15 protein-coding genes and 1 pseudogene are annotated in these 24,847 nt (G+C 61.6%); 10 read left to right on the top strand and 6 right to left on the bottom strand.

Translation table 11 applies throughout. From position 1 onward, the window contains the following. Positions 1-74: 74 nt before the first annotated feature. Positions 75-1,043: an RDD family protein gene (locus tag JQS30_RS01645; RefSeq protein ID WP_213171670.1), complete on the top strand. Its 969-nt coding sequence runs from the start codon at positions 75-77 to the stop codon at positions 1,041-1,043. A 7-nt stretch (positions 1,044-1,050) separates the two neighbouring features. After that, positions 1,051-2,127: a histidinol-phosphate transaminase gene (hisC, locus tag JQS30_RS01650; protein WP_213171671.1), complete on the top strand. Its 1,077-nt coding sequence runs from the start codon at positions 1,051-1,053 to the stop codon at positions 2,125-2,127. A 426-nt stretch (positions 2,128-2,553) separates the two neighbouring features. Here hisC and JQS30_RS01655 read toward each other — a convergent pair whose 3' ends face one another. Both JQS30_RS01655 and JQS30_RS01660 read right to left on the bottom strand, forming a co-directional pair. Beyond that, entirely contained in the window at positions 2,554-3,078 is a 525-nt protein-coding gene (locus tag JQS30_RS01655) for a hypothetical protein (protein ID WP_213171672.1), read from the bottom strand. Beyond that, a complete protein-coding gene (locus tag JQS30_RS01660) occupies positions 3,075-3,527 on the bottom strand; it encodes a helix-turn-helix domain-containing protein (RefSeq protein WP_213171673.1) in 453 nt (150 codons plus the stop codon). The genes JQS30_RS01655 and JQS30_RS01660 overlap by 4 nt, the downstream gene beginning before the upstream one ends. A gap of 446 nt (positions 3,528-3,973) precedes the next feature. On the opposite strand from JQS30_RS01660, the gene JQS30_RS01665 reads away from it, so the two are divergent. The 8 genes from JQS30_RS01665 (at position 3,974) to pknB (ending at position 16,150) form a co-directional block, all read left to right on the top strand. Beyond that, a complete protein-coding gene (locus JQS30_RS01665; protein WP_213171674.1) occupies positions 3,974-4,684 on the top strand; it encodes an FHA domain-containing protein in 711 nt (236 codons plus the stop codon). 551 nt (positions 4,685-5,235) lie between these two features. Continuing rightward, positions 5,236-5,703 carry an FHA domain-containing protein FhaB/FipA gene (locus tag JQS30_RS01670; RefSeq protein ID WP_213171675.1) on the top strand — a complete coding sequence of 156 codons (468 nt, stop codon included), beginning with the start codon at positions 5,236-5,238 and terminating at the stop codon, positions 5,701-5,703. After that, entirely contained in the window at positions 5,700-7,067 is a 1,368-nt protein-coding gene (locus JQS30_RS01675) for a PP2C family protein-serine/threonine phosphatase (RefSeq protein ID WP_213171676.1), read from the top strand. The genes JQS30_RS01670 and JQS30_RS01675 overlap by 4 nt, the downstream gene beginning before the upstream one ends. 18 nt (positions 7,068-7,085) lie before the next feature. Then, positions 7,086-9,008 carry an FtsW/RodA/SpoVE family cell cycle protein gene (locus JQS30_RS01680; RefSeq protein ID WP_213171677.1) on the top strand — a complete coding sequence of 641 codons (1,923 nt, stop codon included), beginning with the start codon at positions 7,086-7,088 and terminating at the stop codon, positions 9,006-9,008. 343 nt (positions 9,009-9,351) lie between these two features. Then, on the top strand, positions 9,352-10,812 hold the full coding sequence (locus tag JQS30_RS01685) for a penicillin-binding transpeptidase domain-containing protein (RefSeq protein ID WP_213171678.1): 1,461 nt from the start codon (positions 9,352-9,354) through the stop codon (positions 10,810-10,812). 223 nt (positions 10,813-11,035) lie between these two features. Next, positions 11,036-12,508 (top strand): penicillin-binding transpeptidase domain-containing protein, encoded by a 1,473-nt coding sequence (locus JQS30_RS01690; RefSeq protein ID WP_213171679.1) that lies wholly within the window; start codon positions 11,036-11,038, stop codon positions 12,506-12,508. Positions 12,509-12,846: 338 nt separating this feature from the next. Beyond that, positions 12,847-14,337, top strand: coding sequence for a serine/threonine-protein kinase (locus tag JQS30_RS01695; RefSeq protein WP_213171680.1), 1,491 nt, complete (start codon positions 12,847-12,849; stop codon positions 14,335-14,337). 40 nt (positions 14,338-14,377) lie between these two features. Further along, positions 14,378-16,150, top strand: coding sequence for a Stk1 family PASTA domain-containing Ser/Thr kinase (pknB, locus tag JQS30_RS01700; protein WP_213171681.1), 1,773 nt, complete (start codon positions 14,378-14,380; stop codon positions 16,148-16,150). Between the two features lie 341 nt (positions 16,151-16,491). Here pknB and JQS30_RS01705 read toward each other — a convergent pair. The 4 genes and pseudogenes from JQS30_RS01705 to JQS30_RS01720 all read right to left on the bottom strand — a co-directional run. Further along, positions 16,492-19,002 (bottom strand): annotated as a pseudogene (locus tag JQS30_RS01705) (ATP-dependent Clp protease ATP-binding subunit); the annotation flags it as partial. A 923-nt stretch (positions 19,003-19,925) separates the two neighbouring features. Beyond that, positions 19,926-20,285 (bottom strand): histone-like nucleoid-structuring protein Lsr2, encoded by a 360-nt coding sequence (locus JQS30_RS01710; protein ID WP_213171683.1) that lies wholly within the window; start codon positions 20,283-20,285, stop codon positions 19,926-19,928. 1,649 nt (positions 20,286-21,934) lie between these two features. Next, positions 21,935-23,443 (bottom strand): lysine--tRNA ligase, encoded by a 1,509-nt coding sequence (gene lysS / locus JQS30_RS01715; RefSeq protein ID WP_213171684.1) that lies wholly within the window; start codon positions 23,441-23,443, stop codon positions 21,935-21,937. Between the two features lie 340 nt (positions 23,444-23,783). After that, a complete protein-coding gene (locus JQS30_RS01720) occupies positions 23,784-24,512 on the bottom strand; it encodes a class I SAM-dependent methyltransferase (protein WP_213171685.1) in 729 nt (242 codons plus the stop codon). Between the last annotated feature and the right edge of the window lie 335 nt (positions 24,513-24,847).

Below are 24,847 nucleotides of genomic sequence, written 5' to 3' on the forward strand. Positions count from 1 at the left end.
GGGGCTGGCACCGAAATGGCAATCGTGAGGGAACGAGGGCAGCCGCTCAGACCGAGCTGCCAAAATGGGTGGCGATGAAAGATATTGCGCCAGGCTGGTACACCGACCCCGCCGACCCCAGCACCCAACGGTACTGGGACGGACAACAGTGGGTCGGCAAAGCCATAGCCTCCGACGCCACGCCGCCGGAGGGACCGCCGGAACCCGAGCCAGAATCCGAATCCGACACCGCGAACCTCGACGCCGAGGACCCCTCGGACCCGCGCAAAGACCCCTTCGCGACCTCGCCAGCAGACTTTAAGCGGCCCACCTCACCGATCGTGGAACGCGCACCCGGTGTCACACCGCCCCCGGACGGCATCCCCGTGCGCTCCCTCGGCGTCACCGTCGGGTGGATCACCCCAAGCGAAGTCGACCGCATCCTGCACGGGCGCACCCTGGCCAACCCAGGGCGCCGCCTGGCCGCCCGCATCATCGACATCGCCTGTCTGCTGGGCCTCAACCTGGTCATCAACGGCTACTTTCTCTACCAGTACTTCGCCACGCTCGCCCCCTACGTATCCGAATACACCTCCGGAGTCGCGTTCGACGATCTCAACCTGCCCACCAGCGAACTGCAACAACAACAATGGATCATGATCGGGATCGCGCTGGCGCTGTGGTTCGCCTATGAAGTGCCCTCCACTCTCAACGGCGGGCAAACCTTCGGTAAGCGGCTCATGGGCATCAAAGTTGTCTCGTTGGCCCCGGCCAGCCGGGATTCCGCCGGTGTTTCCGAAGGGTCGGCTCCGCTGGGTTGGGGCCGCTTGACGTTGCGGTGGATGTACTTGGGGCTGCCACTGATCTGCTTCCCCTTCGGAGTGGTGCTGTGGCTGCTCGACAGCCTGTGGTGTGTGCGCGACAAGCCCTTTAAACAATGCCTCCATGACAAATCACCCGGCACCGCGGTCGTTTTCACCTCCGAGGTGGACGCGCCGCCGGAGTCTTCACCGCCAGCAACCGACGCCGATTCGCAGCCCGAATCGGACCAACGAGGAAAGTGACACCCACATGACTAGGCCGTTGCGCGAGGATCTGCTCGCTCTCCCGAAGTATGTACCCGGCAAGAGCCCCGAACAGGTTGCCGCCCAACTGGGCTTGGACCGGGCCGTGAAGCTGGCTAGCAATGAAGTCGCGTATGGGCCACTGCCCGGTGTGCCGGAGGCTATCGGCGCGGCGGCGGCCTCGGTCAACCGATACCCGGACATGGGTGTGGTGGCGCTCAAGGGAGCGTTGAGCCAACGCCTGGGCGTGGACACCGAGCGCATCACCGTCGGTTGTGGATCGGTGGGTCTGCTCATGCACCTCATGGCCGCGATCGCCGAACCAGGCGCTGAAGTCGTGTATTCCTGGCGCTCCTTCGAGGCCTATCCGATCGCCGTGCAGATCGCGCAAATGAACAGCGTGCGCGTGCCCAACACCGCCGACCACCGGCACAATCTGGAGGCGATGGCGGAAGCGATCGGCCCCAAGACGAAGGCGGTGTTCGTGTGCAACCCGAACAACCCCACCGGGGAGTCGCTGACGGCCGCTGAGATCACGGCTTTCTTGGACAAGGTGCCCTCCGACGTGCTCGTGGTCATCGACGAGGCTTACCGCGAATTCGTGACCGACCCGGACGTGCCCGACGGTTTGGAACTGTATGGTGACCGCGAAAATGTGGTCATCTTGCGCACGTTCTCCAAGGCCTGGGGTCTGGCGGGTCTGCGCGCTGGCTACCTGATCGGTTCGCCTGATGTGGCCCAGACTGTTCACAAGATCGTGGTGCCCTTCAGCGTGAACTCGCTGGCGCAAGCGGCGGCGGTGGCGGCGCTTGCCGCCGAGGAGGAAATGCGGCGGCGGGTGGACGAGGTGGTGCAGCAGCGCGAGCGGGTCCTCGCTGAGGCCCGCAAGCTCATCGACGGCGTGCCGGGGACGCAGACGAACTTTGTGTGGCTTCCGTTGCGGGACCGGGCTGTGGAGTTTGCGCAGTTGACCGAGTCGAAGGCTGTGACGGTGCGTCCGTTCGCAGGGGACGGGGTGCGCGTTTCGATCGGCACGCCCGAGGAGAACGACCTGTTCTTGGAGATCCTGCACACCTGGAAGTAGCGGATAGGTCGATTGTGGGTTTTCTGACTAGCTCATGCTCGGCCTCATCTGTGCCTGGCGCGGCCTGAGGTTGGGCCGGTGGTGAGGACACTGGGACACGTACGGACCCATAACACAGTGGTGGCCCGCGCGAATGCGCGGGCCACCACTGACGTGTGTCTTTACTCTTATTGGAGGATCGGCCGATGCCTGGAGGCCGTGCCCTGTGGGCCCATGATCAAAGGCGGGCCCGCCGCAGGCGGCAGCGCGAAAACCCAGGTGGGCGAGTGTCTGGCCGAATAACGAGAATCCATCAAAGCGAATTTTTCTCACCCTGGGACCCCCCGATTTTATTGTCCCAAGAATCGAATTATGGAGTCAAGGAGTTCATTTCCGCCTGTGGATAACGCCTCCGGCTGGTGGTTTCCGCAGCTGCGCGAGCGGGATTTATGCTCCGTCAGTGTCTTTGGCTTGCCTGTCCTGCTTGCGGGCGCGGTTGTCCTTAGTCTTCTTTTCGTCCACTAGGTCACCGTCGAGGGCGTCTTCGGCGTCGGCGACCTTTTCGGCCACCGAGTCTATGATCTTGACGCCATCGACTCCCACCCGTTGCTCGCCGCGGGTTCGCATGTTGGAGTAGGTGCGCTGGGTGGCCTCCCCGGCGGCCTTCGACGCGGCGGCGACCTTTTTCCATCCTTCGCGCGCGCCATCCTTGACCTGCTCGGAGTCAATGCTCCGCACCTTCTCAAAGCCCTTGGTGGTGCTTTCTTTCACTCGGTGCGATGCGGTCTCGAACTTCTCGGAGACCTTGAGCTTCTCACTGGCCTTGCTCAAAGCCGTCGGTACTTCCTTGATCTTTTCGACTGTGTAATCCCCCAAGCCCGCCGCGGCATAGACAGGGCCGGGAAGCTTGCGTCCCTTGGCCTGCGTGTCATCGGTGTCGTTGGTTGAGTTGTGGTCTTCCCGCGTCATCACGATGCGTCCCTCCGGTCGTTAACGTCCTCACGTGCGGCATCGTTGCCGGTGATGGCGACATCGGCATCGGTAACTGGCCCGATGTCGTCATCGTCGTCCCCCAGGTCTGTTCCTTGTTCGCGAACATTTTCCCTGGTGAAAGCCTCATAGATCTCGGTTAGGGTTTCTTTTTGTCGGGTGGTGAGGTTGGGGTCGGTGGCAATGGCGGACAGGGTGGACGGCCCGTCCTTGGAGTTGAGCAGGCCCGCGCGCAGGTACATCAGCGGTGTGGAGACCTTGAGCGCGTTGGCCAGCTGTTGGAGTACCTCGGCTGAGGGCTTGCGCAGCCCACGCTCCACCTGACTTAGGTAGGGGTTGGACACGCCAGCCTGCTCGGCGAGCTGTCGCAGCGACACTTTCGCGTTGCGACGCATCTCGCGAATGAAAGATCCAATGTCTCTATCAGCCATGCTTGCAAAAGTGCCACAAAATGCTAGCTTTTGCAAGCGTAGACTCGCTGGGGTGTACCCAGTAACATTTCTGATGGGTAAGCTCGGCACTAGCCTGTAGATTCCAAGGAGACAGACTTCGGGGCACAGCCAAGGGGATTGAGGTGGGAAGCGGACGGACATAATCTCCCCACCTGGGCCGCTTGGTCTTGGAGTCGCGCGTTGATTCCCCACCGGGGTGCTAGGCGCGGCTTGGTCCGCTTTCTGCGGATTTGTAGTGTGGCTTTGCTTACCTGCTGTACGTGGCGCTTGACATTTGTCGGCGTTGTGTCTCAGATTGCTTGCGGGCGGTGCCAACTGGTCGTCAGCGGCCCAAACCGCCCGATAACATTTAAGATTGACGTACTCATAATCACCGCCCCGGACACGCAGCTCGGTGCGCTGCGGGTGAGGCAAGGAGGAAACTGGTGAGCGTTTTGCAACGCTTGGAGAAGCAGCTGGAGGGCCTGTTCGAGGGCACCTTCGCCAAGATGTTCAAAGGCGTTGTTCACCCGGTTGAGGTTGCCAGCGCTATGCAGCGAGAGGCGGAAACGCACAAGGCTGTCCTGGCGGGTGGACGTGTACTGGTTCCCAACCGCTACGTCATTGACTTGTCGGCGCCCGACCATGACCGGTTGGCGCCCTATGCCGCCGCGTTGGCGCAGGAGTTGGCTCAGTCGCAGGCGGAGTTCATTGGGGAGAACTCCTGGACTGTCTATGGTGACGTCATTGTCGAGATTGAGCGTGGTGAGGGCCTAGACACGGGCATGTTCCGGGTGACGGCTGAGGTCGCGGCTCAAAATGAGCCCGATGCGGGCCCCGGTGGCAATGGTTATGGCCCAGCGCAGCATCAAGCTCCGTCTGGTCCGGTCTTGGCGGCCACGGATGGTCGCCAGTTTTCCATCAGCATGGGGTCAACGGTGATCGGTCGCGGGGAGCAGGCGCAGGTGCGTCTGCCTGATGTCGGCATTTCGCGCCGCCACGCCCGGGTCGACTTCGATGGTCGCCAGGTTTCGGTGACTGATTTGGGTTCGACGAACGGTACTTTGGTCAACGGTCAGCGCATCACGACGGTGAGCATGCAGCCGGGCGACGTACTGCAATTGGGCACGACGTCGCTGACTCTTCAGGTCGGATAGTTGGCTGAGGCTAGCTGCGCGTCAGCTGGCAAGGCTCTGGGGAGGTGCAGAGGCCGTCTGCCGCTGCACCTCAGGGCAACCGGTCACACGGGGTGGTCTGCGCTTTTCGCACAAGGTGGAGGTCTCGCGTTTGCGGGTGGCTTCAGAGTTATCCACAGGGTGTGGAGAACCTCTTGCCCGCAAAAGTCCCTTTTGAGACCATGAATATGGGGACGCCCCCACATCGGTATATGTCGCTATATGGATCTTTTGGGTGGTGTGAGGTGTTCCGCACCGAAACGCGCCGGGCTGAGCTCCCATCGCGCTTCGACATGCGATAGTTTCACCTTGGTACTTCCCAACGCCGGGCCGGTTGGCGCACCTGATTGGCAGCGCGCAACCACGGCGACAGTCGCCTATCAGTCGCACTCGACTCATCGGGCCGCGTCACCACACCACCGCGAACCCAACGCACCCACAAACCATCTGGTCTGCAATCGAGCCTGGTTGGCTTGGGCTACGGTGTGGTGGAAGGTGCCGTGCCAGCACACCATTAAATGAAAGGGCCCCCAATGCCTGAGGTCGTTGAGGCAGTAGCCCGCTACGGGTTCCTGATCCTCATCTGGTTGTTCATTTTTGCGGTGGCGCGGACGATTCGGAAAGACCTGTTCTCACTACGGCGCGTTGGGGGCGCGGCCGCGGCCGCGGGCCCGCAGCCCAGCCAACCCCAGCAATCACGCCAAGCAGCCGGAGCCCAATGGCTGGTCGTGACGCAGGGAGAACTCGCAGGTCGCCGATTCCAACTTTCTGGCCAAATGGTGACCATTGGCCGGGCGAATGATTCAACCGTCGTCATCCGCGACGACTTCGCCTCCACCCGACACGCCCGCATAGTCCCGCGCGGCGGTCAATGGGTGCTAGAGGACCTGGGTTCAACGAACGGAACCTACCTAGGACGAGCTAGAGTCACTGGACCGACCCCTGTACCACTCGGCGCGCCGATTCGCATCGGCCGCTCCTCTTTTGAGTTGCGACCATGACTTTGAACTTGCATTTTGCCGCGGTGAGCCACCGCGGGGTTGTCCGCAAAGGCAACCAAGATTCCGTATTCGCGGGGAAGAAGCTGTTGGCCATCGCCGACGGCATGGGCGGCATGGCCGCTGGCGACCTCGCCTCCGCCATCGTGATCAACACGATCACCCGGCTGGAGACGCATGCGGACCCAGACACCGACGAATCCACCGACCCGACCGACGCCCTAGCCGACGTCGTCGTCGAATCCAACCGCCGCCTGCGAAACGTCGTGGCCGCCGACCCCTCCAAAGAGGGAATGGGCACCACCCTCACCGCGCTGCTGTTCGACGGAGAATGGTTCTCCATGATCCACATCGGAGACTCGCGCGGTTACCGCCTGCGCTCAGGCTCCCTCGAACAGATCACCAAAGACGACACCTACGTCCAACTACTCATCGACGACGGCCGCATCACCGAAGAAGAGGCCGAACGCCACCCACAACGCTCCATGCTGCTGCGAGCCCTCGGCGCTGGCGAGATCGAACCGGCCTTCAAAACCATGCAGGCCCACCTGGGCGACCGCTTCATGCTGTGCTCCGACGGCCTCAGCGGAGTCGTCCCCTTTGCCCGCATCGAGCAGTCCCTGCTCGAAAACGACGACCCGCAAGCCGCCGCCGACGAGCTACTACAGCTAGCCCTCGACGGCGGCGCTCCTGACAACGTGACCCTCCTGGTGGCTGACGTCGTCGAAGAACCCGTCGCCGCCGAAACGGTCATCGCCGGGGCCGCGGCCGACCAACTCATGGCCGAATCCGACACCGCCGCCCTGCCTGCCCAAAGTCCCGCCGAATCCGACATTGACGACCCGTTCGCTCAACAGGCCACCGAACCGGACGAAACCTCCGCCGAAGAGGTCGAGGCCACCGAAGAGACCACCGACGAACCTGAGGACAAGCCACGCCGCCGCGCTGGCAAAGTCTGGGCCTGGATCATCGGCGTACTGCTCATACTCGGACTTCTCGCCGCTGGAGCCGCCTGGTACCTGCAGTCGCAGTTCTATGTGGGCGTTAGCGACGAGGGCAACATGGCGATCTATCGCGGCGTTCCGGTTGAAGTGGCCGGCGTGTCCGCCTCGTGGCTGGAAATCGAATCCCAGCGCAGTGTCGACGATGCCACCGCTGAAGTCCGCGCCGAATTGGAAGCCGGCATCAGCGCCGAGGACCTTGCCCAAGCCGAGGGCATTCTCGCCGACCTGTCGGATAGCTCCAGCCACAACGACAACCTGTTGCCGCTGTGCGAGGTCGCCACCGATGAGGAAATCGACCCGGACGACGAGGATGATTCCTCGGCCCAAAGTGACCCGATCACCACGAACTGCCGCGACGACTAATCGGTAGGAAGAGAAACGATGTCCCAGGCGAAGGCTGTTGCGTCCAAACCCAAGGGTGACGACGACACCCCCATGACCCCGACATCGGGCATGCCTAAGCGCATTGGGCGCCAGCTGTATCTCATCGGGCTGTCCGTCATCGCCCTGTTCGCCTTGGAACTGGCCATCGAGATGGCGCTCAACGACAACGAGCCCACCTCGAATGTTTTCATCCTGCCCGCGACCATCGGCGTATTGCTACTGCTGGCCTTTGGCATCGTGCAGTGGCTCGCCCCGCACGCGGACCCGATCTTCCTGCCTGTCATCGGCTTTATGAGCGGCCTGGGCCTGGTGTATGTGCGCCGCTTGAACGTGCACGACAATGGCATCACGGTCGACGCCAGTATCTTCTCTGGCACCGGTGGCCGCCAACTCATGTCGTTCATAGCGGCGCTGGTGGTCTTCGCCGTCGTGCTGTGGTTTGTCAAGAGCCACCGCGACCTCATCAAGTACGCCTATACCTTGGGCTTCCTGGGGGTCTTCCTCGCCGCGCTGCCTGGTTTGCTGCCCGCTTCCATCTCCGGTGGCGCGTACGGCTCCAAACGCTGGATCAACTTCCCCGGCTTCGCCGTCCAGCCCGCCGAGTTCGCGAAGTTCATGCTGTTGATCTTCTTCGCCTACTATTTGGTGCGTAAACGCGATGTCTTGAGCGTCGCGGGAGCGAAGTTCTTGGGTGTGCAGTGGCCCCGCGCCAAGGACCTCCTGCCAGTGGTCGTGTTGTGGATGGGCAGTATGTCCATGCTGGTGTTGGAACGCGACCTGGGCTCCTCCTTGTTGTTCTTCGGCATGTTCGTGTCGATGCTGTACATGGTCACCCGCCGGGTTAGCTGGATTCTTATCGGCCTGACATCGTTTGTGGCCGGGTGTGTCGCGATCTATCCGTTCTTCGACCACCTTCAGTTGCGGGTGCGCATCTGGCTGGACCCCTTCAACGCCGATTACGTGTACGGCGACTCCCATCAGCTGGTGCAGGGCCTTATCGCCATGGGTTCTGGCGGGCTGCTAGGAAACGGCCCGGGCGCTGGGCACCCACTGGAGGTGGCGTTCGCCGACTCGGACTTCATTCTGGCAAGTTTGGGCGAGGAACTTGGCATGGTCGGCCTCATCGCCGTCTTGGTGCTGTACGCGCTCATAGTGGTGCGGGCGTTCAAGACCGGTCTGATGCTGCGCGACCAGTTTGGCAAGATCTTGGCGGCTGGCCTGGGCTTTGGCTTGGGATTCCAGGTGTTCGTCATTTGCGCTGGTGTCACCGGGTTGATCCCGTTGACCGGTTTCACCGCCCCATGGCTGTCCCTGGGTGGCTCCTCGATGGTGGCCAACTGGGTGCTCGCGGCGTTGTTGATCCGGCTTTCGCATGAGTCGCGCAAACCGTGGCAGCCGGGCTATGGCCTCAACAAGGTGGAGGCCCCGCCCGAGTACTGGGAGAAGCAGCGGGAGAAAGAGGCGCGGGAACGTGCCGCTGTCGAGGCACTGGAACAGCGTAAAGTCGCGGCCGTGGCCGACAATCCCACCGAGCTGGTGTCGCTGCCCAGAACCCAAGATGAGGAGGCCGACCTCACCTCGTCGGGCACCCGCGAGGAATCGTTGGTGGACCTGGAGGAGCCTGTCTCCGGCAGCCCGGTGCAGGAGTACTCCTCTCCGCCGCGACATTCCACCACTGACGTCTCACCGGGCCACCAGCCCTACGCGGAGGGAACTCCGCAGGACCCGGCTGGTCCAACGCCTTCGGGGCCACAATCCTATGGCCAACCCTCGCCCGCATCTGGCGGCCCAAGCCATAGCGGCCACCAGTGGCCGCGCTTTTCCGATGACACCTTCGCCGGTCACGACGAGTCCGACTCATCGCAACATCGCAAATCAGAGGGCGACACCGGCCCCGGTGACAACGGTTCTCACCGCTAACCGGCATCGCGCCGACTCGGCGCGATGCCTTGCCGAGCCCGAAGGTGGGCCTCACAGCTGCTCATCCCACCCCACTGGCCCGGTGCCACCCCCTTGCCCCTCCACGCACTAAAGCGTCATGGTCGAGAACCAGACCTGACCGGAACTGGAAGGCTGCGCGCCCGGGCGAGACGATGTCGGCGAACGGTGGACAAACCCTCGCCGCATCGGCCAAGGTGGTATCCGAGGCTCAACCACGGTGTGCGCGGGCGCGACGTCTTGTCGCACCTGGATTCCCCACACCACCTAGGCACGTGGGATCGCACCTGAGTGGGCCCTCAGACCCCGGGAGGGAGGGGAGTCGGTGAATCGCGCCCTACGTCGCATGGCCATCGTCGTTCTCGCCATGTTCGCCTTGCTGCTGGCCCAAGTGACGCGGGTACAGTTCATCGACCACGACTTCTACGCCAACAACCAGTACAACGGCCGAGTCCTCATCGACCAGTACTCGGTGCCGCGCGGGTCGATCTACGCCGGTGACACCCTCATTGCCCACTCTGTGGACGTCGGCGGCTCCCAGCTGCGATACCAACGCGAATACCCCGAAAGTTCCACCTACGCCAACATCACCGGCTTCATCTCGCCCACCATCGGCATGAACAACCTGGAACAGGCCGAGAACCCCGTGCTCACCGGCGAGGATTCCCGATTCTTCTTCCAACGGGTCCGCGACACATTCACCGGTGAGGAAACCCTGGGAGGGGATCTGATCCTCTCGATTGATCCCGATGTTCACCAGGCCGCCTATCAAGCTTTGGCCGATTCGGGCGTTCGCGGTGGCATCGTGATGATGGAGCCGCAGACGGGGGCGGTGGTGGCGCAGGCGTCCTACCCAAGTTGGGATCCCAACGAGGTCGCCAGCAATGACAGCGCGGTGGCGCAAGAGGCATGGGACGCTCTCAACGACGACGACGCCGACCCCGGTGTCGACCGGACTCGCTCCAATCACGCCGCCCCCGGCTCGACCTTCAAGACCGTGGTCAGTGCCGCGCTGATTCGGGAACTCGGTTTTGAGGCCGACACGATGGTCCCCGCTGGGAACCGCTACGAGCCACCCAATACTCAACACGTGATCACCAACGCCAGTGACCAATGCCCCGAGAGCGAATTGCCGCTGCGCGAGGCGTTCGCCCGCTCGTGCAATACGACGTTCGCGCAACTGTGCGTGGATCAGCTTGAGCCCGACCAACTGCGTGGCATGGCGCGCGACCTGGGCATGGGGGAGGAGTTCGCGACGCCACTGCCCACCGTGGCCAGCGACCTTGGCGACATTGACGACCCGGCCTTGCGCGCGCAGTCGTGTATCGGACAGCAGGATGTGCGGATGACGGTCATGCAAAACGCCATGATCGCCGCGACGGTGGCCAACGACGGCCAGCGAATGGAGCCCAACACCGTCAGCGAGGTCCGCGACAGCGAGGGCAACACGATGGACCGCCAGAGTTCCTCGCGAGCCGGTCAGGTGCTCACCGCGGCTGAATCACAGCAGATGGAACTCATCATGAGGGCCGTTGTGGAGGACGGCACTGGCACCAACGCCGCCATTGACTCTCATGTGGTGGGTGGCAAGACCGGCACGGCGGAAAACACCGACTCCGATGGCAACCGTCGACCCAACCATGGCTGGTTTATTGGCTGGGCGCAGGACTCAGACGACTCTCCGGCGATCGCGATTGCCGTCTACCTGGCCAACTACGGTGAAAACGCCTCTAGCGAGGCCGCCGACATCGCCGGTGACTTGATGGAGCGTTACCTCACCGACTGAGCGGCGAAAATCTGGCGTGGCGATGGCCTCGGCTACCGTCCTCAACCCGTCGACCACCGATGTGGGCACGGTAGGCTGACATCGCTTAACGTCTGTGAAACCTACGTGGCGCCTGCCTTGGCGTGGCCCGCCCGCCTGCCCGGTCCATGGTGACCCGGCAGGTAAGCTGAATTCCCGCGGTTCGAAGAAGTACTCACGTGTTTGCGCCCCAAGGAGATCCCCGTTGAACGTAACCGTACGCCGCATGGCGGGAGTGTCCCTCGTCCTGTTTGTGCTGCTGTTTGCGCAGGTGACACGGGTGCAGTTCTTCAATCACGAGTTTTACGACACCCATCATCTCAACGCGCGGGCACTGATCGCGGAGTACTCGGTGCAACGGGGCAGCATCCTGGCCGGAGACACGGTGATCGCGCAGTCGGTGGAGACCGACGCGGAGCGCATCCGGTTCGAACGCAACTTCCCCGAAGGGGCGCTGTATTCGAACATTCACGGCTACAAGTCGCACAACTACGCCAATTCCGGACTCGAACACACCGAAAACCGGGTATTGACTGGCGATAGTTCGGTGTTTTTCTTCCGGCAGATCGCCGATGCCTTCACCGGCTTCGAGCGACCCGGCGGCAATGTTTTGACCACGCTCAACCACGACATGCAGGTTGCGGCGTTCGAAGGGCTGCAAAACTCCGGCTCGGACGGCGGCGTTGTGGCGATCGACCCGACTACGGGCGCGATCCTCGCTCAGGCGACAAACCCGGCCTGGGACCTCAATGACATCTCTTCGAACAGCGGCGACGTGTCAAGCGCGGCGTGGGCGGAACTTCAGGAACAGGAAGCCGCTGGCGTCAACCCAGCCACCGACCGTACCCGCCAGACCCACTATGCTCCCGGGTCGACCTTTAAGACGCTGGTGGCCGCGGCTGCCGTCCGTGAGCTGGGCTACTCGGCCGACACGATGGTCTCCGCCGGGAACAGCTACGAGCTGCCCAACACCGACCATGTCATCACCAATTCCACCAACCAGTGCCCCGAAGGACAACTGACGCTGCAAGAAGCGTTCGCCCGCTCGTGTAACACGACGTTCGCGCAGATGTGCGTGGAGGAACTGACCGCGGATCACCTGCTGGACATCGCCCGTGACTTCGGTTTCGGAGAAGACCTCACCACGCCCCTGTGGACGGCTGCAAGTGGGATCGGGGACGTGTCGGACCCGGCCTATCGGGCCCAGTCGTGTATCGGACAGCAGGACGTGCACACCACAGTCACTCAAAACGCGATGATCGCCGCAGCGGTGGCCAACGACGGCAAGCTCATGGAGCCCTACCTGGTCGACGAGATCCAAGACTACGACGGATCGACCATGCGGCGTAACAACTCCTCGCAGCTCAACCAGGTCTTGTCGGCCTCGGAAGCTCACGAGATGCGCAAGATCATGCAGGCCGTGGTCGAAGAACGAGGCACTGCGCCGGGAGCCCAAATCTCCGGGCACACCGTCGGCGGTAAGACCGGCACCGCCGAAAACACCGACTCCGAGGGCAATAAACGACCCAACCACGGCTGGTTTATCGCCTGGGCCGATGACGCCGAGGGCAACCCGTCCATCGCCGTGGCCGTCTTCCTGCACCAGCATGGAGACGGCGGCGCGACCCAGGCGGCCCAAATCGCCCGCACCCTCATGTCGATGCATTTGGACGGCTAAGCACCGAAGAACCCGCCGCAGCCGGGCGCAGACGAACTCGCATTAATGCGAACAGACAGGTCGATGGCCACAGCGGGAACGAAAAAGTCCCGCACATTGGCACGACCATGTGATGTGGGACCACGCGATGTCCGCGACGATGGAAGTCAGCCGGTGATGATGGAGTCGGTCGAACCCGCTGGCGGCAACCACGCAGGTCCGCTAAGGGGAACCTGCCAGGTTTGGCCGACCTCCGCCCAGGTAAGCCCCGGGTGAACCTGCCGCCATCATCGAGCGGGCCGACCGAAACTTGTGGTGCGGCCCCGCCCAGGGCCGCCACGACCATGAAGGAGCGCATCGTGTTGTCCCCAGACCTAGTCCTAGGCGGGCGTTACCGTCTCACGGCCCGCATCGCCACCGGTGGCATGGGCGAAATCTGGCGTGCCAACGACACGGTGCTTGACCGGGAAGTCGCCGTCAAAGCGCTCCTGCCGGCCCTACTGGCCGATGAGGGATTCACCAAACGTTTCAAAGCCGAAGCCAAAATGCTCGCCGCCTTGACCCACCCGAACATCGTCCGCGTCTACGACTACGGCGAAGCCGACCTGGGCAACGACGACACCACCGCTTACCTGGTCATGGAGTATGTCCCCGGCACCTCACTGACAGCCCTCATCGCCCAACAGGGCCGCCTGGACTTCACCACAGTCCTCCCACTCATCGCCGCGATCGCCGACGCGCTTCAACACGCCCACGACCACCACATCATCCACCGCGACATCAAACCGTCCAACATATTGCTACGCCCAGATGGCACCCCGCTGCTGACCGACTTCGGCATCGCCCGGTCGGCGGCCACCGGCGACCTCACCGCATCGGGCGAAATCATGGGAACCGCCGCCTACATCGCCCCCGAACAGGCCGAAGGGGGAAAACTCGGTCCCAGTGTCGACATATACGCCCTCGGCGTGGTCGCCTACCAGGCCCTGGAAGGGCGTCGGCCCTTCGAATCGGACAATCCGATCGAACTGGCCCTACACCACATCCGCACCCCCGCCCCCCCGCTGGGAGACCACGTTCCGCTGGCAGTGCGACAGTTCGTCGAAAAGGCCCTGCAAAAGGTGCCCTCGGCCCGCCATCGCAGCGCCGCGGACATGAAAAACGCCGCCTCCACGAGCGTTCACCTCGGCGGCACCCATCTAGCACCCAGCGCCCCCACTCAGCCATACGCGAGCCCAATTGGCAACTCAGAGGAGACAACCCTCGACCCGGCCCCCAGCCTCGCCCCTGGGTACGGCTCCGACCCGGCATCCTTCACCACCCCATACGGACTCAACGACGTCCACCACCCCTACACCGGCGGCACCGGCGCGCCTGCGCACGGTAACCCCCATGGCACGATGCCGATCGCTTTGCCTGGTAACACGACCAGCCACGGTGTCCCTCGCAGCCGCGCCCGCCTGGCGGGTATTCTCGCAGCGGTACTCCTCGCAGCCACCCTCGCAGGCGGACTAGGCTGGTATCTGGTCACGCAAGACGCAAACGAGGGAAATCTCGCAGATACCACCACATCTGAGCAAACAACCGACAAAGAAGAGACACCCACCGGATACGGTGACAGAATTGCCATAGCTTCGGCCGACTACCTGGGGTGGAACCCACAAGCCACCCAAGAGAGTCTGGAAGGTCTGGGGTTCTACGATGTTCGCATCCAGGGATCTGGGGACGAGGTATCGGGAATCTCGCCCGAAGGTGAACTCAGCGCGGATGAGACCATCACCATCCACACCCAGCACAGCGACGAACCAAGTGGCGACATCGGGGACTGCCAGTTCCCACCGTGCGATTAGACTCAAGCGACCACGTAGAAAATAGAGGGCTAGACGGAACATGACGGCGCAGCCCCGCCTGGTAGGCGGACGATACGAGATCGGGGACGTCCTCGGTTACGGTGGTATGGCCGAGGTCCACCACGCTCGCGATCGGCGACTCGGGCGAGACGTGGCCGTCAAGCTGCTACGGTCCGACCTGGCCCGCGACGAGAGCTTTCTCATCCGCTTCCAACGAGAAGCGCAAAACTCCGCCTCCTTGAACCACCCCAACATCGTGGCCGTGTTCGACACCGGCGAAGAGGGCGGCGTGCCCTACATGGTCATGGAATACGTTCCTGGCCGCACCCTTAAAGAAGTCCTCATTGCCGAGGGGCCCTTCGACGCCGACCGCGCCTGCAATGTCGTGGCCGACATGTCCTCGGCACTGGACTTCAGCCACAAACACCAAATCATCCACCGGGACGTCAAACCCGGCAATGTCATGCTGTCCGAATCCGGACAGGTCAAGGTCATGGACTTCGGTATCGCCCGCGCGATGGCGTCGGGCCAGGCCACCATGACCCAAACCTCTGCCGTCATCGGTACGGCCCAATACCTTTCCCCCGAACAGGCGCGCGGAGAGACCGTCGACGCCCGCTCCGACGTCTACGCCACCGGCTGCGTTCTCTACGAACTCCTGGTCGGCCACCCTCCCTTCACCGGTGACAACCCGGTTTCCGTTGCCTACCAACATGTGCGCGAGACTCCCAAGCCTCCCTCGGAACTGAACCCGGACGTACCGCCAGAAGTCGACGCGGTCGTGATGAAGGCGCTGGCGAAGAACCCGGAGAACCGGTATCAGTCGGCTGGGGAAATGCGTGAGGACTTGCAGCGGGCCGCTATCGGCGCCGCCGTTCACGCGCCGATGGTGATGGGCGAGGACGAACGCACCCAGCTTTTGAACGCCACTCCCGACGCCACGGGCCCGCTGACCCCCATTGAGCCGGAAAACTCGAAGAAAAAGGGTTGGCTCATCTTCTTGGGTATCGTGTTGGCGCTTCTCTTGACGGCCGGAGCCGCGTGGGCGGCCTGGCAGTTGATGGACGAGCCACTGGATCTCGTCGAGATTCCCGATGTGGTCGGGGACGAGGAATCGGTAGCCGTCGACGCGCTCGAAGACCTGGATTTCGTGGTCGACGTGGAACGGACGCCCGCCGATGACCCGGATGACCCCAATATTGGCTTGGTTATCGATCAGGACCCCGCTGGCGGTCTCGAAGAAGAACGCGGCACGGTCATCACGCTAGAGGTGATGACGGACCCCGATTCGATCGAGTTGAACGATCTGAGCAACTTCACCAACTGTGACGCCGCTTTGGGTTGGCTGACAGACAACAACCTCAACGGTGAGTGCGAGGAACAATCCGATTCGAGTGCTTCGGGCACGATCATTGGCCAGGACCCGAGTCCGGGAACTCCCATGCAGCCGGGCGACACGGTGACCATTTATGTCTCCTCGGGTGACCAGCAAGAGGTTCCCGACGTCATCGGCGACACCACCGATGCGGCCCTGGGCCGCCTAGGTGACCGTGGATTCTCGGTTTCGCAGTCCCAATCAAGTGATTGCGACGAAAGCGACGACGGTCGGATTATCAGCCAGGACCCCTCGGGCGGCTCGACAGTGTCGAGGGGATCGAACGTCGCCATCGTGACCTGTGCCTACGTCAATGACGAACCGACGGAGACACCAACGGACGATGAAGAGGATGACGACGAGGATGACGACGAGGATGACAATAATGGTGACGACCGCATCGGCATTGTGAACCGGTCCAACGTCCCGTTGACGTAGACCGGTAGCTCAGGCGGGTCATTGACCCCCACTGACAGCCACAAAGTGGGCTTACCAGAAAAATTTCTGGTAAGCCCACTCCTCGTTTATGGCGTCTAATTGCAGTGGGGAACTTTATTCTCGGAAACCCGTGACCGCATTCCCACAAAATAGACACAGAAATGGGGCGGTTCGACCGAAGGTCGAACCGCCCCACCCGTTGTTATGTGCCGTTGCTGCGCGTCAAACGCACAGGAGCGACTTTTCTAGGCTCCTGCCTGACCGGCCTGGCCCCCACGTGGCTCAGAGCCACGCGGTGGCATCGTGCCACCCCCGCTGGAGGGGTTCTTCGGGGCGGAGTCGCCCGCCAGCTCTGCCACTGGGATATCTGGCACGCCCTCGGGCTTGTCGGCCCCTCGGAATGTCAGCTTGGACTTCTCGACATCCTTCGGGTCGCCTTCGCAGTCGACGATGATGATCTGCCCGGCGGTGAACTCGCCGAAGAGGATCTTCTCCGACAAGGTGTCTTCGATCTCGCGCTGAATGGTGCGACGTAGCGGACGTGCGCCCAGCACCGGGTCGTAGCCCTTGTGTCCCAGGTACAGCTTCGCGTTGTCGGTCAGCTCCAACGCCATGTCGCGGTTGGCCAGCTGTATTTCGAGGCGCTTGGTCATCAGGTCGACGATCTGGACGATCTGGTCCTGGCTGAGCTTGGGGAACACGATCGTGTCGTCGATACGGTTCAAGAACTCCGGGCGGAAGTGGTTCTTCAGCTCGTCGGTGACCTTGTTCTTCATCTTCTCGTAGTCGGAGTCCTCGCCCTGGTCGGCCTGGAAGCCCAGCGACACGGCCTTGCCGACGTCGCGGGTGCCCAGGTTGGTCGTGAGGATCAGCACCGTGTTCTTGAAGTCCACGATGCGGCCTTGGCCGTCGGTGAGGCGTCCGTCTTCGAGAATTTGCAGCAGCGTGTTGAACACGTCCGGGTGAGCTTTCTCGATCTCGTCGAACAGCACCACGCTGAATGGCTTGCGGCGCACCTTTTCGGTGAGCTGCCCGCCTTCGTCGTAACCGACGTACCCGGGAGGCGCGCCGACGAGGCGGCTGACCGTGTAGCGGTCATGGAACTCGGACATGTCCAGCTGGATGAGTGCCTCTTCGGACCCGAACAGGAATTCCGCGAGCGCCTTGGCCAGCTCAGTCTTACCCACACCGGAGGGGCCGGCGAAGATGAACGAACCGCTGGGGCGCTTGGGGTCCTTCAGACCCGCACGGGTACGACGGATCGCCTGGCTGACGGCCTTGATGGCGTCCTCTTGCCCCACGACGCGCTTGTGTAGCTCGTCTTCCATGCGTAGCAGACGTGAGGTCTCTTCCTCGGTCAGCTTGTAGACCGGGATGCCGGTCCAGTTCGCCAGAACCTCGGAGATCATCTCCTCGTCGACTTCGGTGACCTGGTCTAGGTCTCCGGCCTTCCACTCTTTCTCACGCTTGTCGCGCTTGTCACGCAGCTGCTTCTCGGTGTCGCGCAGTTGCGCGGCCTTTTCGAAGTCTTGCGCGTCGATGGCGGACTCTTTGTCCTTGCGCGCCTCGGCCAGTTCCTCGTCGATTTCGCGCAGGTCCGGCGGGGCGGTCATGCGGCGGATGCGCATGCGCGCGCCCGCTTCGTCGATGAGGTCGATTGCCTTGTCCGGCAGGAACCGGTCCGAAATATAGCGGTCGGCCAGTGTGGCCGCTCCCACCAGTGCGCCGTCGGTGATGGACACGCGGTGGTGTGCCTCGTAGCGGTCGCGCAGGCCCTTGAGAATTTCGATGGTGTGAGCCAGCGATGGCTCGGCCACTTGGATGGGCTGGAAACGGCGCTCTAGCGCGGCGTCCTTCTCCAGGTACTTGCGGTATTCATCCAGGGTGGTCGCACCGATGGTCTGTAGTTCACCTCGGGCCAACATCGGCTTGAGAATGCTCGCCGCGTCGATCGCGCCCTCGGCGGCACCCGCACCCACCAGGGTGTGAATCTCGTCGATGAACAGGATGATGTCGCCGCGGGTCTTGATTTCCTTGAGCACCTTCTTCAGGCGCTCTTCGAAGTCACCACGGTAGCGAGAACCGGCCACCAACGCGCCGAGGTCCAGCGTGTAGAGCTGCTTTTCCTTCAGCGTCTCGGGGACTTCGCCCTTGACGATGGCCTGGGCGAGACCCTCGACGGCGGCGGTCTTACCGACGCCGGGCTCACCGATGAGGACCGGGTTGTTCTTGGTGCGGCGCGACAGCACCTGCATGACGCGCTCGATCTCCTTTTGGCGACCGATGACGGGGTCGAGCCCGCCGTCGCGTGCAGCCTGGGTGAGGTTGCGTCCGAACTGGTCCAACACCAAAGAGCCAGAGGTTTGCGCCTCGGTACCGGTGGCACCGGCCGCGGCTCCCGCGGGCTCTTTGCCCTGGTAGCCCGACAGCAGCTGCAAAACTTGCTGGCGCACGCGGTTGAGGTCGGCCCCGAGCTTGATCAAAACCTGCGCGGCGACACCCTCGCCTTCGCGGATGAGGCCCAGCAAAATGTGCTCGGTGCCGATGTAGTTGTGGCCAAGTTGCAGCGCCTCGCGCAGGCTCAGTTCCAAGACCTTCTTCGCCCGAGGGGTGAAGGGGATGTGTCCCGAGGGAGCCTGCTGGCCTTGACCAATGATCTCTTCTACCTGCTGGCGGACGCCTTCGAGCGAAATGCCGAGGCTTTCCAACGCCTTCGCCGCCACCCCTTCACCTTCGTGGATGAGGCCCAGCAGGATGTGCTCTGTTCCAATGTAGTTGTGGTTGAGCATCCTGGCCTCTTCTTGTGCCAAGACAACTACCCGTCGTGCACGGTCGGTAAACCGTTCAAACATTACGCTCCTGCTCCTTGCGTCCGCCCCAAGCCGAGCCGCGTCTTCCGTTCGACCTCGGAGGAGGTCCCGGTCGTCGAGTGCCGCGCGTGGGGATGCTGTGTCGTTCCACTTGTTCCGCCAAACGTGCGCCGCCCGCCAGTAGACGGGCCGGTGGTGTCTGTTCCAGTTCGGAATCCTCCTAGGGAGTGATCCGCACCACCTGGGTCGGCTCAGTCTGTAGTTGGTCGATTGCTGTCATAGATCTAGTACTTGCCTATACCTTATCTCCCGGCGAGCCCTGTCCAGGGCCCACGTGGCGGACAACAAACCTGTGCGGGACAAATATTCCTGCAGGTACAGCTCAGGGGCCCACGTCATAGGTGGGCCCCTGAACTTCGCTGAAAGCGAACAAATAGTCCTGCGCTGACAGCGAACAGAAGACACTGAGCCCCGGTGAACGGGTGACAGCGCGTTATGGACAGACGCCGAGACGCCTGCGCTCATCACTGTGCGCAGTTGCCGCACAGCGCCGATGAGCTGAATTTTCGACTGCGCTGTGCGGGAAGTCATGTCACGTGTGGTGAACGACTCGCATACCGCAGTGGCCGGAAACGCCTTAACCACTAGATGCTGGCGCTAGTCTCCAGCGGTCGGTGTTTCGAATGTCCGTGCCTGGAACGGCCTTCGTTAAGAATGCGTCGCTGGGCTCGGCATAGGCCGATGAACGGGATTCCCATCCGGGACATCGGCGAAGCACTTTGCCGATACGGCCTGCGAAATTCTCGCGCGGCGATCGAGAAACACGCAGGCAGCGCAGCTTTTTCTTAAGAGTTCACACCGGGAAAAGCCCTGCCGGAATTACCCTGTGTCGGTGCGCGATAGTGACTCGCTCAGTCACGAATGTGAGTGTGTTTGTGATGGGTTAGCCAATGTGAATTGGCTAATTACTTGCCAGCGGTGGCGTGGTATTCGTCGACAATTTCCTGTGGAATGCGACCGCGCGGTGACACCTTCAGACCCTTGGCAGAGGCCCATTCGCGAATGGCCTTGTTCTGCTCCCGGTCAGCGGCGATGCGACGGCTCACCGATCCACGGGTGGTGCTGCGCTGTGCGCCACCGACGTTGTAGCGGCCCATGCGACGAGCGACATCTACATACTTAGCCAAAGCCTCGCGAAGCTCATTCGCGTGTGCTTGGGACAGGTCGATTTCGTAAGCCTGCCCGTCCAGAGCAAACTTAACGGTTTCGTCTGCGCGGCCACCGTCAATGTCGTCCAGTAGAAGAACCTGTACTTTTTGTGCCATAGCTAGTACCTCTCGATTACGGGGCGTTATTGCAAGCGCTTAGCCTTTTCGGTTAAGTTCTTGTTCTAGAGGATAGCCGAAAGTCCCCCGAGAAATAAACGGCCCCCATTAATAAACTCTAACCGGAATGTCGGCAGTTGCCTGGAGCAAGGGAATGTCGAGGTCGTTAGCGACGGCATTGAGGTTTCGCCAGCGTTGGCACACAATGTATTGAACCTGTTATGAATCCCTAATGAAGCGCGAAAAGCGCAGGTCTTAGAGCCCGTATCAGGTTTGCTTTCGATTAGCCGAAGGCGGGTTTCGTCCTCGGGGCAACGCTGCGCTGCGGCTACATGCCTAGAAGGTTAAGGATTCGCACCAACCCGCGACAACGACACGCGATGCCGGTCTGTTCAGGAGAGGGAGAATCTGATGCGAGCGCTTAAGGCTGTTTGTCGGCCTTTGTCGGATGCGAGCCGAGAAGATGGCATCGGTCAATCAGTGAGGTAAGTGGCGGGTTCTAGGGGTTGCCCTTGTGCAGTTAAGGCCATTCAACTGGGTCCACAATCGTGCGTTTCAGCAGGTGCTTGAGTGAAACTCAGTCCCCCATACGGGGGTGAGCGAATGTCGACTGACGGTGAGACGGGATCGCGAGGCCGTGGCTTTGCCCACCGACCTTGGGTGAACCGGACATAGTTGAGCACACGGTTCATTTCCGAATTACCCCCAAAGCAATGAGAGATATTCGTAATACAAAGGGCGATAAGTGCGGTAATCGTCAGCGGTGAGCTAGCCACCCAGAAGGTGAGAAGCACGAGAATTCACTGGGGTAAATGGCGCACTGACCTGCGAATATGTATTAGAAATGGTGTTGTGGGCGGCCCAGTGGTCACCACTGAAAAAGAAAGGCGTGGGCGGCGATCGGAACCGACGGCCGCAGATGAATAAGTCCCCGTCGGCGCTGGGCATTGTTCACAAGATGGACTTCGCACCTGAGAACTTATGCGAATGCGCGGACGCCAAACCGTATGAAGCGATGTTCACGCTGGTGACCCAACCATCGCGAACGTCCAACCGACTTCTACCCAGGGAGGCTTATGCGAAAGTGCGAGTTCAGGGCCGAAAAGGCGAAGTTTACGCAGGTGAACGAGCTGAGGAGAACGCTGAAAGTGCTTTTTTCGTTAGTCTCAGGGCCTGCCTCGCGGGAGGTCGACGTGGCAGACAGCACCCATAGAACCCTCAACTGAGGTGATTTCGTGGCGAAGCTGGAGTACTGCCAGCCCCACAAGGCACCGGCGCTGGTTCACACCCAACAGATATGGTTGCGCGCCGCCAGCGCATGCCAGATGCCACAGAACCCCACCGCAGCGGGAAGAAATGTCTGGCCGGGGTTCTAACGCAAAGAGATTTGTGTCGAAACAGTGGCAGAAGAACATTGCCGACCACATCTACTCGCCTCACAAGCGCCGGGGTAGAACGGCCCTCCTCGCATACTCGCACGAGGCTAGGCCCCGGTAGCTCGCGTGCGCAATGGCGCAAGAACCCATCCCTGGGCAAACTCAATGAGCGCCTCGGCGGGACCGGCTCATCGACTCACGTTGATAGCGGGTCCCGCCGAGGTGGCCAGAGGCCTGAGCCCTAGCTTTCCTCTTTGACCAGAGGTCTGAACCTTAGCTTTCCTCTTTGACCAGAGGAAAGAGAATTGTTTCGCGAATTCCCAGGCCCGTGAGAGTCATCAGCAGGCGGTCGATGCCCATGCCCATGCCTCCCGTGGGTGGCATGCCGTATTCCAAGGCGCGCAGGAAGTCTTCGTCGATGCGCATCGCCTCGTCGTCTCCCTTGGCACCCAAGCGGGCCTGTTCTTCGAAACGTTGCCGTTGGATGACCGGGTCCACCAGCTCAGAGTAGCCGGTAGCCAATTCGACGCCGCGCGCATAGAGGTCCCATTTCTCCGTCAAACCGGGAGCACTACGGTGCGGAGCGGTCAATGGAGAGGTGTCTTCTGGGTAATCGCACACGAATGTGGGAGTGTGTAGCTGGTCAGCTACCAAGTGCTCGAACAACTCCTCGGAAAGTTTTCCGTGGTTCCAAAACGGTTCAACCTCCAAATTGACTTTGTCGGCATAAACCTTCAGCTGGGACATTGGAGTCTGTACCGAAACTTCTTCACCTAGGGCTTCGGACAGCGAGCCGAAAAGGGTAATCCGGTTCCAGGTGCCTCCGACGTCATACTCGGTCCCGTCGGCCAAAATGGCCGTCGTGGTACCGAAAAGACTGTGAGCCACACCCTGAACCAGTTTTTGAGTGAGGTCAGCCACGGTGTTGTAGTCGCCATAAGCCTGATAGGCCTCAAGCATGGCGAATTCGGGAGAATGGGTCGAGTCGGCGCCTTCATTGCGGAAGATGCGATTCAACTCGAAGACCCGTTCAATACCGCCGACGACACAGCGCTTGAGGAAAAGCTCAGGCGCAATGCGCATGTACAGGTCGATATCGTAGGCATTGATGTGAGTGACAAATGGGCGAGCCGCCGCCCCACCAGGCTGCACTTGCAAGATCGGTGTTTCGACCTCAAGGAAGTCTTGATCGTGCATCAGATCACGGATGGTGCGCACGGCCAGGGCCCGATTGCGGGCGGTCTGGCGGGCTTCGGGGCGGACAATCAAGTCAACGTAGCGCTGTCGTACGCGCGTCTCCTCGGCCAGCTCCTTGTGTGCCACAGGTAGCGGGCGCAGCGCCTTTGCGGTAATGGCGTAGCTGTCGGCCATGACCGACAATTCGCCACGCTTGGAACTGATAACTTCCCCAGTCGCACCGATGTGGTCGCCAATGTCGACCAGTCGCTTCCACTCATCGAGTGCTTCGGCGCCGATCTTGCCCTGGGAGAGCATGACCTGGAATTCGGTGCCGTCACCTTCGCGCAGACGGGCGAAGCACAGCTTTCCAGCGGTGCGAATAAAGATGACGCGGCCGGTGACAGACACGATCTGTCCTGAGGATTCTCCAGCGTCGAGATGGTTGAATTCATTGCGAAGCTGGCCGAGCGTGTGCGTGCGCTTGTAGCCGTGAGCGTAAGCAGGTTTGCCTTCCTTGAGCAGGGCTTCGCGCTTGGCACGGCGAATCTTCATCTGCTCGGGAAGGTCGTCCTGGGGGCTCTCGGTGCTCGGATTCTCAGTCACGTCCGCTCGTCTCTGTGCTCAGAAGTGGTCGTTTCAATGTCATACGCGGCCGCGTTCGACAATGGGTACCGGGATTCGGCTGGCGTCGGAAGTCATCGCAAGTGGCCGCACGTTCTAGCCTACGAGGTTCGCGGTGCGAAACGCCAGCGCGTTACAGGCGTGGCACGCAGGTCACGCAAGAATTTCGTGTCTGAGCCAGGCGGTGGACTGAGCGGGTACGTTCTGGGCGCGGCGCCTTTGGCAGTGGACGAATATGTGGGTGGGCCTCGCGCTGTGGGGCGGGCCGGGGGCGCCCTCCATGAGTGGTCACTGGTAGAGCGCCCGTAGCGGCGGGGTCGGCCTAGCGGTTGATCATTTTGAAGACATACGTCACGTAGGGCAGGGCGAAGGTGTTCTTGCCACGCAGATCGGGGTGGGTTCCGATCAGCTCCTCCAGTTTGGCGGTGAGCTCGGCCTTTCCCTTCTCATCGGCGGTGAGGTAGTAGGAACGCGACTGCATGAGCTTGATGAGCCCATCGCCGTTGATCTGGTATTCGTGCCGGAACTTCTTGAGTTCGGGCTCCTCAAAGTGGGGGCCGAAGAACCCGGGTTGGCTGGCGATGGCGGCCGTGTGGTCGGCCGAGGAGGTGCCGACGACCTCGCTCATGGCCGTGACCCATTCGACTGATTCGTCACGCACGTTCCACATGGGAGCAAATGTTCCGCCGGGGCGGAGTACCCGTTTGATCTCTGGTAGGGCTTTGTCGGGATCGAACCAGTGAAACGCTTGTCCGGCGACGGCGGCGTCGAGGGAATTCTCGGCCAGCGGAATTTCTTCGGCGGGCGCTTGGTGAGATTTGACGTTTGGGAGGTTCTCGCGCAGTTGACTGAGCATGCCTTCGTCGGGCTCGACCACCGTGAGTTCATGTCCCTGGGCTACCAGTTGGCGGCTAAGGAGCCCGGTTCCGGCTCCGATGTCGACTACGTGGACAGGCTCGGTCCCCAGCGCATACTGAATCGCTTCATCGGGGTACGACGGCCGGATGGCGTCGTACAGGGATGCGGCCTGACCGAACGATAGTGCGTGCATCTCGGTTCCTTCTTTGTGAATCAACCATGCGGCCGGGGCCGTGGTTGCGATATGAGTCCCCATCATTGGCGCATCGTAACGGCGGGTGATACGGTCCACAACCGTCAAATCTGCGACAAATTCGGTTTACAGATAGACGTTATCTCGCGCCTCAGCTATTCGCTAATGTATTGCACGAGGTCAGAGGCTTGAAGGCGGCAACGAAATTTTTTGCGCGGCGTGAGCAAGATTGAAAAAATTCTTCAATTTGTAACGAGTATCCTTGTGTCAGAACGATTCTCGCCGTGATGCGAGTGGTTCCTGAGGTGCCCGCTGGCGCTTGGCACGAAGCTTAT

Origin of the sequence: Natronoglycomyces albus (genome assembly GCF_016925535.1) — a bacterium.
Classification (GTDB): Bacteria; Actinomycetota; Actinomycetes; order Mycobacteriales; family Micromonosporaceae; genus Natronoglycomyces; species Natronoglycomyces albus.

Bases quoted from the DNA above. Each gene is read 5' to 3' on its own strand.
- JQS30_RS01645 (WP_213171670.1), top strand. From the start codon at position 75: ATGAAAGATATTGCGCCAGGCTGGTACACCGACCCCGCCGACCCCAGC.
- hisC (WP_213171671.1), top strand. From the start codon at position 1,051: ATGACTAGGCCGTTGCGCGAGGATCTGCTCGCTCTCCCGAAGTATGTA.
- JQS30_RS01660 (WP_213171673.1), bottom strand. From the start codon at position 3,527: ATGGCTGATAGAGACATTGGATCTTTCATTCGCGAGATGCGTCGCAAC.
- JQS30_RS01670 (WP_213171675.1), top strand. From the start codon at position 5,236: ATGCCTGAGGTCGTTGAGGCAGTAGCCCGCTACGGGTTCCTGATCCTC.
- JQS30_RS01675 (WP_213171676.1), top strand. From the start codon at position 5,700: ATGACTTTGAACTTGCATTTTGCCGCGGTGAGCCACCGCGGGGTTGTC.
- JQS30_RS01680 (WP_213171677.1), top strand. From the start codon at position 7,086: ATGTCCCAGGCGAAGGCTGTTGCGTCCAAACCCAAGGGTGACGACGAC.
- pknB (WP_213171681.1), top strand. From the start codon at position 14,378: ATGACGGCGCAGCCCCGCCTGGTAGGCGGACGATACGAGATCGGGGAC.
- JQS30_RS01710 (WP_213171683.1), bottom strand. From the start codon at position 20,285: ATGGCACAAAAAGTACAGGTTCTTCTACTGGACGACATTGACGGTGGC.
- JQS30_RS01720 (WP_213171685.1), bottom strand. From the start codon at position 24,512: ATGCACGCACTATCGTTCGGTCAGGCCGCATCCCTGTACGACGCCATC.